Genomic DNA, 11,595 nt, shown 5'->3' with positions numbered 1-11,595 from the left:
TGCTTGCGGCAGATTGCCAGCGCGCGCGGAATGTTCGGCTGCTCCATGTAGCCGAAGGTCAGCGTGACCCGCATGAACAGCTCGTTGACCGTCTCCATCTTCACCCGCTCGCTGTCCGGCACCACCGGCTGCGGCGCGGTCACCACCGAAAGAATGACGTTCTTTTCGTGCAGCACCTTATAGTGCTTCAGGCTGTGCATGAGCGCGGTCGGCGCGCTCAGCGGATCGCTGGTCAAGAACACGGCGGTGCCGGACACCAGCTGCGGCTTCTTCTTGAGGAGGTTCATCGCCAGAAAGTCGAGCGGGATTTCGTTGCGGCGCGTCTTGTCGAATAGGTAGCGGGTGCCGCGAATCCAAGTCCACATGATCAGCCCCATGATCAAAGCAACGGTGATCGATACCCAACCGCCTTCGACCATCTTGACGACATTGGCCGAGAAGAAGCCGAGGTCGATGACGCCGAAGAGCAGCGCCAGCGCCAATGCGAGCGCCAGCTGCCATTTCCAGAGCCAGCGCATGACGACAAACAAGAGGATCGTCGTCATCAGCATCTCTCCGGTCACCGAAATGCCATAGGCGGAGGCGAGCGCGCTCGAGCTGCCGAAGCCGACGACCAGAAGCATCACGCCGAGCGCGACCAGCAGATTGACCCTCGGCATATAGATCTGGCCGCTTTGCATCTCGGATGTGTGCTGCACCTCGATGCGCGGCAGAAGATTGAGCTGCACCGCCTGTCTGGTCAGCGAGAAGGCGCCGGAGATCACCGCCTGGCTGGCGATGACCGTCGCCGCCGTTGCCAGGGCGACCATCGGCATCAGCCCCCATTCGGGAAGCATCTGGAAGAACGGGTTGGTCGGCTTGCCGCCGTGCGAGAGCACGAAGGCGCCCTGCCCGAAATAGTTGAGGAGCAGGCAAGGGAAAACGATGGAAAACCAGGCCAGCACGATCGGCTTGCGGCCGAAATGGCCAAGGTCGACATAGAGCGCCTCGGCGCCGGTGACCGCGAGGAAAACCGCGCCGACGGTGACGAAGGCGCCCGTCGGCGTGGTGGCCAGGTAATAGACCGCATAGTAGGGGTTTATAGCCAACAGGACGGACCAATCGTCGACGATGTGATAGAGGCCGGCAACGCCGATCGCCACGAACCATGTCGCCGTGATGGGTCCAAACACTGCCGCCACCTTGCCCGTGCCGAAACGCTGCACGGCGAAAAGCACCGCCAGAATCACCAGCGTGATCGGAACGACATAGGCATCGAGCGCCGGCGTGATGACTTCCAGGCCTTCAACCGCCGAAAGCACGGAGATCGCCGGCGTGATGATCGAATCGCCGAAGAAGAGGGCCGCGCCGCAGAGGCCGATCACCAGGATCAGGCTGGAGCCCTGCGGATAGGCGCTCCGTGCCAGCGCCATCAGCGACAGCGTGCCGCCCTCGCCCTTATTGTCGGCCCTCAGCACGAAGGCGACATATTTGATCGTGACGATGATGGTGAGCGCCCAGACGATCAGCGACAGCACGCCGAGCACATCGTTGCGGGCAACCACTCCCCCTGAAGCATGGAGAGCCTCTCGAAAGGCGTAGATCGGGCTCGTGCCGATATCGCCGTAGACGACGCCGAGCGCACCGAGCATCAGAACCTTGGTGCTGTGCTGCCGCTCGGCCTCGGCATGGCCCGAAGGTTCGAGGGATTCTGTTTCGCTGGCGTTGGCTAGCACCATGAACCCCACTTCATCAGATTCGCCACGCTCCGACGCTGCCGCAAAGCGCGGAACACGCCGGAGCTACGCAAGGCTTCCTCGCCCTACCATCCGCAGGCCTTCAAGAACCGCCCAACCGTGCCGGCCATGCCATACTCCAGCGCATCCGCTGTCAACCCATGTCCGATCGATACTTCGGCCAATGCGGGGATGCGTTTGATCAGTGCAGGCAGATTGTTCACGGTCAAATCGTGGCCGGCATTGACCTGGAGCCCCGCCGCGAGTGCCGCGTCCGCGGTTTTTCCCAGTCTTTCCAATTCCTTGGCTGCCTTGGCGGAATCGGAATGGTAACCGCCATACGGCCCGGTATAGAGTTCGATCCGGTCGGCGCCGGTATCGCGCGCGGCATTCACGCCGGCCGCATCGGCGTCGGAAAACAGCGACACGCGAAATCCGCCCTTCTTCAGCCGCTTGACGATCGGTGTCAGGAACGCGGCCTGCGCGACGAAGTTCCAGCCGTGGTCCGACGTCGCCTGCGCCGGATCGTCGGGCACCAGTGTCACCTGCTCCGGCTGGTTCTTCTCGACAAGCGCTAGGAAATCCTCTGTCGGGTAGCCCTCGATGTTGAATTCCGTCTTGGGGAACTCATCGTCGAGCAGCGCCCTGATCTCCGGCAGGTCGGAATGTCTCGTATGCCGCTCATCGGGACGTGGATGGACGGTCAACCCATGCGCGCCGGCGGCAAGAGCGATGCGCCCCAACCCCGTGACGCTCGGCCACGGCAGATCGCGTCGGTTGCGCAGCATGGCGACAGCGTTGAGGTTGACCGAAAGCTTTGCAGGCATGAATTGGCATCCAGCTTGGTTTTGGCGGGCATCTATAGCGCCTTTGCAGGGAACAGATAGTGGGTTTCCGGTGTTCCAGAGGACTAGGTGATTGCCAACACAAGGATCTGCCAGTGAATTTCCTCGAGGCGGTGCCGGCGATACGCCGCATTGAAACCAACCGTGACGCGCTTTTTGCCATCGACGTCGTCGGCGATGTCTCGCCGGCGGATGCGGAAAACCTGTTCGGCCTGCTGGAAGCTGCCTATGCCCTGCACCCGAGGATCGACGTGCTAGTGCGGCTGAGTGACGAGGAGAGCGTCGATTGGGCCAACATCTCGCAAGAAACGCTGCAGCAAGGTGTGGCCGACGCGCTGGAGCATGTCGTCCGTTGCGCAGCTATCGGCGAACCGCGCTGGGCATCGCTTGTCGGCGACTTCTTTCCGAAGGTTCTGCCGTTCGAATTCCGGCATTTCACCAGTGACGACGAAGCCGCGGCCTGGCAATGGCTCGATGCGAGGCCGGCAGAATAAGCGGACTGGAGCAATTCCATGAAAGGTGTGACGGCTTTCCGTTCGGAATTGCTCCAAAACAACGAGCTAGAGGGGTTTGCCGTTTTCTGAACCGGTGAACCGCTCTATCGCACGATCGTCAGCCGCTCGGCCGCACGCGTGATGGCCGTATAGAGCCAGCGTTGCCGGGTCTCCTTGAAGGCCCAGCTCTCGTCGAACAGCACGACGTCATTCCACTGCGAGCCCTGCGCCTTGTGCGCGGTCAGCGCATAGCCGTAGTCGAAATCGTCGAATCGCTTCTTCTGCTGCCATGGAATCTCGGCATCCGGATCCTCGAACGCCGCCTTCAGCAGCTTGATCTTGGCAACGCCGCGGTCGGGATCGTCCTCCTCCGGCGAGACCAGCAGGTTGATGCCAGGCTTCACCGTCTCGCGTGACGAGGTCATCACTTTCCACAGCGATCCGTTGAGCAGCCCCTTGGCCGGATCGTTGCGCAGGCAGACCAGCTTGTCGCCGGCCTGCGGATAATCGGCGGAAAAGCCCTTCAGCTCGCGCAGGCGCTGGTTGTAGCGCCGCCGCGTGCGGTTGGTGCCGACCAGTACCTGATCGGCTTTCATCACCAGATCCTGCGTGACCCCTTCCCTGCCGATCACCTGCGCCGTGCCGTAGTCGCCATGCATGAACTCGCGGCCTTCGCGCACGTCGAGCGCCAGCCGGATGATCGGGTTGTCGCGCGCCTGTCGATGGATCTCGGTGAGCAGCACATCCGGCTCATGCTCGGTGAAGAAGCCGCCGCCGGAGATCGGCGGCAGCTGGGCCGGATCGCCGAGCACCAGGATCGGCGTGCCGAAGCTCATCAGATCGCGGCCGAGTTGCTCGTCGACCATGGAGCACTCGTCGATGACGACCAGCTTGGCGCGCGCGATCGGACTTTGCCGGTTGAGTGAAAAGGTCGGTGACATCGAGGTCTTGCCGGTCACCTGGTCCTCGACCGATTCCTCGCCCTTCGGACGATAGATCAGCGAATGGATGGTGCGGGCGTTGATCGCTCCTTTGGAGCGCAGCACCTGGGCAGCCTTGCCGGTGAAGGCCGCGAATTGCACCTGCCCGTCGACATGCTCGGCGAAATAGCGCGCAAGCGTCGTCTTGCCGGTGCCGGCATAGCCGAACAGGCGGAATATCTGCGGCCGCCCGTCCTTCAGCCAGCGGCCGACCGCCTTCAAAGCCTCGTCCTGTTGGGGAGAGAATTCCATCAGTGCGACAGACCGGATTCGCTGACGAAAGACAAGATTGGCCACCATATCGACCGTCGTCGGTAGCAACCGCTAACGCGTCCGACAAACTCAGGCTATCAGCCGCCAACCGGAACGTAAAGAGAACAAGACCACTGATGCCTTAGATGGACCCCCCGAATAATTAGGCGTAGGCAGCCACCGCCGGCGGCGGCTCGCGGTCAGGCATCGGAACGGGAGCATATCCGACATAGCTCACGTTCAGGCGCGCTTGTCCTTTCGAACACGACCGGAGTGCATCTTCCAGTTTGAACAAGTTTGCGAGCGGCACAAGGGCGTCGATGACGACGTCCATGCCACTGGTTTTTTGGCTCTCGACCTTGCCGCGCCGGTTCTTGAGATCGCTGATGATGCCTGTGACATAATCTTGCGGCGTCATCACCTCGACCCTCATGATCGGCTCGAGCAGTTGCACTCCAAGCTTGGGTGCGGCCTCCCGGAAACAAGCACGGCCGGCGATCTCGAAAGAGGAAGCCGAAGAGTCGGTGGCGTGACAAGCGCCGTCGACCAATGTTGCCTTAACCCCGATCATCGGAAAGCCCGCGAAGGGACCAGAGACCAGGATGGTCCGCAGCCCTTTTTCGACTCCGGCGGCGTATTCGTCGGGAACCGCGCCATCGGGAACCCTCGACACGAACGCGAATTCCGGATTGTGCCCGTTCGGCTCGAACAGGACCTTGATGCGGGCGAACTGCCCCTGCCCGGCGAATTGCCTCTTATGCGTGTAGTCCTGTTCGCGCGTGTAGGTGATCGTCTCACGATAGGCCACCTGCGGTGCGCCGAAATCCACGGTGAGATCAAATTCGTGTAGCAGGCGGTTGACGATGATGTCCAAGTGACGCTCGTCTCTGCCGGCGACGATCGTCTGGCCGGACTCTTCATCCCAATCGATACGCAAGTCCGAATCTTCGTCCGCCAGGCCCGACAGGGCGGCAAGCAGCTTCTCCTGATCGGCCTTCCTCTTCGGCTCGATCGCTATTTGCAGCAAGGGCCATGGCGCGGCGGGTTTCTTCGTCATGAATACATCGTCGCAGGCAGCCCCAGTATTTGCAATTAAGTGCCAAACACATCCGAAACTGAGGTAACGGAAGCCTGAACTGACTTTTGAGCTGGCTTGCGCGCGACCTGCCGTTAGAGCCCGGGATCGTTCTCGAGCAGGATCGGCTTGCCGTGCGGCGTGGCGTGCGCGGCACGCTCCCAGGCGGCCGCGAGCGCATCGATCTCGTGCTTGCCGGCGACGCCCTTGGTCGCCAGCAATTTTTCCAGCGCCGACAGCCAGTGCTCGTAATAGTCGTGGCCGTCGCTCGCGGCGTCCGGCTTCTTCACTTCGGCGGACAGGGCGTTCGCCCATTCGCTCCACGAAAACAGGCCGCTGTCGTGCAGCGCCACCGTCATGGCGAAGGCTTCCGCCTGCCACGGTTCGGCGAACACCGGATCGTCGAAATCCGTCGGCAGCGCGCCTTTATGCGGGCTCAAGGTAACTCTCCCAGGCGTCGATGGAGACGGTCAATGTCGGATCGGCGCCCTCGCCCCAGATCTCGGCGCCGTCGAAAACCACGGTATAGACCCATTGCGGGTTCTCGCCCTTGCCATGCGCGTTGCTGTCCGGGAACACGAAACCGTCGCGAACGGCCTCGATCCTTCCGTTCTTGCCGCGCGCGTAGCGCGGCAGGCGCGTATGGCCGGTGGGGCTGAAATTCTTCGTCAGCACGCGGTCGCCCCCCTGGAAGCGCGCCGGCGCAGCCACGGGACGGTCGCATGGCCCACCTTTGGCGAGCACGGCAGGCACATCGGCAGCCTTCAGCACGCGTTTGGGTGTCGTCGCCGGATCGACCGCCTTGCCGGCGGCAAGGTCGCGTTCCGTCACGAAGCCATGGCGCTTCAGGAGTACCTCAAGCGCCTGGATCCAGATCTGGTAATAGCTCGACGAATAATAATCGGCGGGATGCAGCGATTCTCGCGCCTGCCGGCTCTCGTCGATGTTCCAGGCACCCATGGCGCCGGCAGTGAGCGTGACGCCAAGCGCCCGCCGCTCCCAGGCAGCATGGAAGTAAGGCTCGTCCGTCTCGGGCGCGACCGGCCCGAACCCCATCTGCCCGCCGAGATCTTGCGGCCCGTTCATGCCGGCTCCTTCGCCAGCGCAGTGCCGATCATCGAATCGCGGCTGACCAGGCCGGCGAGTTGCTCCTCGCTCCAGCCCTCGGTGCCTTTCGGCCGCATCGGCACCACAAGGTAGCGAAGCTCGGCCGTCGAATCCCAGACGCGGATTTTCCTACCCGCGGGCAAGGTTAGCCCGAATTCTTCCAGCACGCCGCGCGGATCGATAACAGCCCGCGAACGATAGGGCGGCGCCTTGTACCAGACCGGCGGCAGGCCGAGCACGGACCACGGATAGCAAGAGCAGAGCGTGCAGACGACGAGGTTGTGCGTCTCCTGCGTGTTGAACACCGCCTGCATGTGCTCGCCCTGGCGCCCGGTATAGCCGAGCGAGGCAATTGCTGCCGTCGCGTCGCGCTTCAGCCATTCGGCATAGGCCGGATCGTTCCAGGCCTTCGCCACCACCCTGGCGCCGTTGCGTGGGCCGATTTTCGTCTCGTAGGTTTCGACGATGACGTCGATGGCCGCCGGATCGATCAGGCCCTTCTCGGTAAGGATCGTTTCCAATGCGCGCACGCGCGCCGCAAACGGATCGAGCTCGTTGTCGTGGTCGTGATCATGGGACATGGCGCAAGGTTACGATCGTGCGCACGCCCCCGCAAGCTCGGCACCTTGGGCCAGAGCCGGGCCGCCTATTCGGCGGCCAATTTTTTCGGTTCGGCATTTTCTCCGGGGTCGAAGAGCGAGGGCTGCTCGACCGGCTCGACCGCATGCAACTCCGGCCGGCTCTTCTTCGAGGAGAAGCTGAGCAGCCAACCGGAGAAATGCTCGAAATAGACATAGATGACCGGCGTGACGAACAGGGTCAGCGCCTGGGATGCGAGCAGGCCGCCGACCACCGCAACGCCGAGCGGCTGGCGCAGCTCGGCGCTGGCGCCGGTGCCGAGCGCGATCGGGAACGTGCCCATCAAGGCCGCCAGCGTCGTCATCATGATCGGCCGGAAACGCATCAGGCAGGCCTTGTGGATGGAGTCCAGCGCAGACATGCCCTCGCGCCTCAACTCCAGCGCCACGTCGATCATCATGATGCCATTTTTCTTGACGATGCCGATCAGCATCAGGATGCCGATCACGGCTATGACCGACAGGTCCATGCCGAAGAGCCGCAATGCAACCACCGCGCCCAGTACCGCCGATGGCAGGCCCGTCAGAATGGTCAGCGGATGGATGAAGCTCTCGTAGAGCATGCCGAGCACAATGTAGATCGTGAGAATCGCGCCCCCGATCAGCAGCCCTTGGTTGGCAAGCGAATCCTGGAACGTCTTGGCGGTGCCGGCGAAGGTGGTGCCGATCGCCTGCGGCATGCCGATCTGGTCCTTGAGCTGGTTGATGCGGGTCACCGTGTCGCCGAGCGAGACACCCTGCGGCAGGTTGTAGGAGATCGTCACCGCCGGCAGCTGGCCAAGCTGGTTGACCGTCAGGGCGCCGGCCGTGCGATCGACCCGTGCGAAGGCACCGAGAGGAACGAGGCTGCCGCTCGCCGTTCTCACCTGAATGGCCAGCATACGCTCCGGCGACCACTCGATCTTCGGATCGAGCTCGGTGACGACCTCGTAACTGTCGGCCGAGCCGAAAATGGTTGAGACCTGATCGGTGCCGAAGCCACCATAGAGGGCAGAACGCAGCGTGTCCGTGTCGATACCGAGCTGAGCGGCCTTGTCGCGATCGACGACCAGCGACGCCTGCAGCGCGTTGTTCTGCAGATCACTTGTGACGTCGGTGAAGAATTTATGATCGGCGGCCATGGCGTCGTTCAATTTCTGCGCCCAGGCGTCCGTCGCGCCGTTATCGAGGCCTTGGACGACCAGCTGATAGGCGCTGGCCGAGGACCGCGAGCCGAGCCTGAGGTTCTGCACCGGTTGCATATACGTTTCGATGCCGGCGACGCCGGACAGCTGCCGCCTCAAATCGGAAAGCACCTTCTCTATGTCGGGACGCTTGTCCTTGTCCTTCAGTTGCACGAACAACTGTCCCTGATTGAGCGCATTGTTGCCGCTGCCCACCGACCAGGCGACGTGACCGACGTAAGGCGAATGCGAGAAGACGTCGGCAACCTGGCTCTGCAGCTTCGTCATCGCGTCGAAGGAGATGTCCTGGCGGGCGATGGTGGTGACCGAGATCTGGCCTATGTCTTCTTGCGGGAAGAAGCCCTTCGGCGAAACCTGGATCAGCCAGACGGAGGCCGCCGCGGTGCCGACGAAGACCAGGAACACCAGGAAGGTGTGGCGCAGGCAGAAGCTCAGGATCCAGTCATAGCCACGCGTGATGAGATCATATCTGTGACCGTCGGCATGCGCCTCGCGATCGGCCTTGGTCACCGACAAAAGCCGCGAGCACAGCATCGGGGTCAGGGTCAGCGACACGAACATCGACGCCAGGATGGCGACCGTCACCACGACGGCGAATTCGTTGAAGATGCGCCCGATGACGCCGCCCATTAGAAGCACGGGGATGAACACCGCCACCAGCGAAATCGAAATCGAAATGATGGTGAAGCCGATCTCGCGCGCGCCCTTGAGCGCGGCGTCGAAAGCCGACAGCCCATCCTCTTCCATGTGGCGGAAGATGTTCTCGAGCATGACGATCGCGTCGTCGACGACGAGGCCGACGGCCAGCGTCAGACCCATCAGTGAGATGTTGTCGATCGAGAAGCCGAACAGGAACATCGCGCCGAGCGTCGCGATCAGCGAAATCGGCACGGCCACCGCCGGGATGATCGTTGCCGTGACGCGGCGCAGGAACACGAAGATCACCATCACCACCAACGCGATGGTCAGGAGCAGCGTGAACTGCACGTCGTCGACGGCCTGGCGGATCGAGGTGGATCGGTCGTTGAGCAGTTTGATGTTCGCGGCAGCCGGCATCTGGTCCTGGAAGGACGGCAGCATCGCCTTGACCTTGTCGACGACGTCGACCGTATTGGCGTCGGGCTGACGCTGCACGGCCAGGATAATGGCGCGCGTGCCGTCATACCAACTCGCCGTCGTCGTGGTTTCGACCGAGTCGATGACGCGCGTGACCTCGCCAAGCCGCACCGGATGGCCGTTCTTGGTGGCGATGATAATGTTGGAAAAATCGGCGGCGTTCATCAACTGAGTGTTGGCCGTGATCGTCAGCTGCTGCTTGTCGTTCTGCAGCACGCCGAGCGGGGTGTTGCTGTTGGCCGAGGCCACGGCCGTCTGCAACTGGTCGATCGAGATGCCGCGCGCGGCGAGCGCGGTCGGATCGATTTGGATGCGCACCGCATATTTTTGCTGTCCGTAGATCGAAACCTGCGCAACGCCATCGATGGTCGATAGCGAGGGCGAGATGACGTTTTCGGCGAAGGCGTCGAGGTCGGTGAGTGGAACGGTGTCGCTGACCAGCGACATCAGAAGAATCGGCGCATCGGCCGGATTGACCTTGCGATAGCTTGGCGGCGCCGTCATTTGCGGCGGCAGCGATTTTTGCGTGCGCGCAATGGCTGCCTGAACGTCCGCGGCAGCCGCGTCGATGTCGCGGTTGAGCACGAACTGGATGGCGATCGAGGTCTGGCCCAGCGAGTTGGTGGTCGAAATAGAATCGATGCCGGCAATGGTTGCGAACTGCTTGATCAGCGGCGTCGCGACCGAGGTCGCCATGGTCTCCGGCGAAGCGCCGGCCAGTTGGGCCGAGACATTCACCACCGGGAACTCCGCGCTGGGCAGCGCGGCAACCGGCAGGAACTTGTAAGCGAACAGTCCGCCCAGCACGAGGGCGAACGACATCAGCAGCGTGGCGACGGGCTTTCGTATGCAGAATTCGGAAATCATGGGCGGGCCTCGCCGGCCTTGTCGGCTTGTGCGACCTTAGGCGAATTTTGATCGCCACTGTTGCTCGCTGTCTTGCCTTCGTGCACCGTCGCGCCGTCCTTTAGCCTTGTCTGGCCTTCGACCACCACTTTCTCGCCGCCCTTGAGGCCTTGGCTGATGGCGCTGTTATCGCCCTCCGTCAGCGCCACCTGCACCGGCCGCATCTCGACCGTGTTGTCCGGCTTGACCACATAGACGAAGGGACCTTTCTGGCTCGGCTGCACCGCGACCGTCGGCACCGAGGTCATTTGCGGCATCGTGCCGGCATCAAGGATGACGTTCACATACTGCCCCGGCCAAAGCGAAAGATCGGAGTTCGGTATGCTCGCCCGCGTGGCGATGGTGCCGGAGGCGGTGTCGACGCTGGAATCGACGAAATCGAGCGTGCCCTTGCCGATCGGCGTCGGATCGCCGTCCTTGGTCAGCGTCACGTCGCCTTGCTGTGGGCTCGCCAGCGCCTTGTGCAATAAAGCAAGGTTGCTTTCCGGCAGAGTGAAATTAACCTGCAGCGGGTCCATCTGTGTGATGGTCACAAGCGGCGTCGTGGTGCTTGAGCCGTTGCTGGTGGTGACGAGATCCCCGACCGAGACGTTGACCGCTCCCAGCCTGCCTGAGATGGGGGCGCTGATGGTCGCGTAGCTTAACTGGACCGTATCGGCGTCGATCGTCGCCTTGTCGGCATCGATGGTGGCGGCCGCGGCCTTCTGCGCCGCCAGTGCCTGGTCGTAAGTCTGCTGCGTGCCAGCCTGCTTGGCGACAAGGTCCTTGGCGCGCTGAAGATCCGCCGTGGCGCTCACCAGCAGGGCCTGGTCCTTGACGAGCGTCGCCTGATCCTTGGCAAGCTGCGCCTTCAGTGCGCGGTCATCGAGCGAGAAGAGAAGGTCGCCGGCCTTGACCATTTGCCCGTCCTTCACCGCGATCGACACGATCTGGCTGGAGACACGGGCATTCACGCTGACCACCGACGGTGAGGAGACGAAGCCGATGGCGTAGCGACGGATCGGAAAATCGGCGGTCGTCGCAGTTGCCGAAACGATCGAGGCGGAACGCGCGCCGCCAGCGCCGCCCTTCTGGCTGCCCGATGCCTTGGTCGTGTCGGCGCCGGCTGTGTCGGCCTGATGGCCGGAGATCAGCTGCTGCACCCTGCCCATCGTGGCGGGCGACAGATAAAGGCCGACACCTGCAAGGCAGACCAGAGCAACGACTGTAAAGGCGATTTTTCCGCGCATCGACAACTGGCCCTCTATCCGACACGCCGAAACCGGTGGTCTATTCTCAGCTCA

10 protein-coding genes are annotated in these 11,595 nt (G+C 62.6%); 1 reads left to right on the top strand and 9 read right to left on the bottom strand.

The annotated features are described in order from the left end of the window. Together CK215_RS21880 and CK215_RS21875 are read right to left on the bottom strand one after the other, a co-directional pair. Nucleotides 1-1,718, bottom strand: a 1,718-nt coding sequence (locus CK215_RS21880) for a potassium transporter Kup (protein WP_095832123.1), incomplete at its 3' end; no start/stop codon positions are given. Nucleotides 1,719-1,801: 83 nt separating this feature from the next. Further along, nucleotides 1,802-2,542, bottom strand: a complete 741-nt coding sequence (locus CK215_RS21875) for a pyridoxine 5'-phosphate synthase (protein WP_095832122.1) — start codon at nucleotides 2,540-2,542, stop codon at nucleotides 1,802-1,804. Between the two features lie 113 nt (nucleotides 2,543-2,655). On the opposite strand from CK215_RS21875, the gene CK215_RS21870 reads away from it, so the two are divergent. Further along, nucleotides 2,656-3,054, top strand: a complete 399-nt coding sequence (locus tag CK215_RS21870; protein WP_066990965.1) for an STAS/SEC14 domain-containing protein — start codon at nucleotides 2,656-2,658, stop codon at nucleotides 3,052-3,054. 104 nt (nucleotides 3,055-3,158) lie between these two features. Here CK215_RS21870 and CK215_RS21865 read toward each other — a convergent pair whose 3' ends face one another. The 7 genes from CK215_RS21865 to CK215_RS21835 all read right to left on the bottom strand — a co-directional run bounded on the left by CK215_RS21865 (nucleotide 3,159) and on the right by CK215_RS21835 (nucleotide 11,541). Further along, nucleotides 3,159-4,286 carry an ATP-dependent RecD-like DNA helicase gene (locus CK215_RS21865; RefSeq protein WP_066991011.1) on the bottom strand — a complete coding sequence of 376 codons (1,128 nt, stop codon included), beginning with the start codon at nucleotides 4,284-4,286 and terminating at the stop codon, nucleotides 3,159-3,161. 163 nt (nucleotides 4,287-4,449) lie between these two features. Beyond that, complete coding sequence (locus tag CK215_RS21860) at nucleotides 4,450-5,343, bottom strand: hypothetical protein (RefSeq protein ID WP_095832121.1); 894 nt, start codon at nucleotides 5,341-5,343, stop codon at nucleotides 4,450-4,452. A 113-nt stretch (nucleotides 5,344-5,456) separates the two neighbouring features. Next, the gene (locus CK215_RS21855; RefSeq protein ID WP_170950349.1) at nucleotides 5,457-5,801 is read right to left on the bottom strand and encodes a nitrile hydratase accessory protein; all 345 of its coding nucleotides are present in this window, start codon (nucleotides 5,799-5,801) and stop codon (nucleotides 5,457-5,459) included. Further along, entirely contained in the window at nucleotides 5,788-6,447 is a 660-nt protein-coding gene (gene nthB / locus CK215_RS21850) for a nitrile hydratase subunit beta (RefSeq protein WP_095832120.1), read from the bottom strand. The genes CK215_RS21855 and nthB overlap by 14 nt, the downstream gene beginning before the upstream one ends. Then, nucleotides 6,444-7,049 (bottom strand): nitrile hydratase subunit alpha, encoded by a 606-nt coding sequence (gene nthA / locus CK215_RS21845; protein ID WP_095832119.1) that lies wholly within the window; start codon nucleotides 7,047-7,049, stop codon nucleotides 6,444-6,446. Before nthA ends, nthB begins: the two co-directional genes overlap by 4 nt. 65 nt (nucleotides 7,050-7,114) lie before the next feature. Next, entirely contained in the window at nucleotides 7,115-10,273 is a 3,159-nt protein-coding gene (locus tag CK215_RS21840) for an efflux RND transporter permease subunit (protein ID WP_095832118.1), read from the bottom strand. Next, on the bottom strand, nucleotides 10,270-11,541 hold the full coding sequence (locus CK215_RS21835; RefSeq protein WP_095832117.1) for an efflux RND transporter periplasmic adaptor subunit: 1,272 nt from the start codon (nucleotides 11,539-11,541) through the stop codon (nucleotides 10,270-10,272). The genes CK215_RS21840 and CK215_RS21835 overlap by 4 nt, the downstream gene beginning before the upstream one ends. Nucleotides 11,542-11,595: the final 54 nt, after the last annotated feature.

The sequence above is a fragment of the Mesorhizobium sp. WSM3864 genome, from assembly GCF_002294955.1.
GTDB lineage: Bacteria > Pseudomonadota > Alphaproteobacteria > Rhizobiales > Rhizobiaceae > Mesorhizobium.
This window is presented reverse-complemented; position numbering and strand designations above follow the sequence as displayed.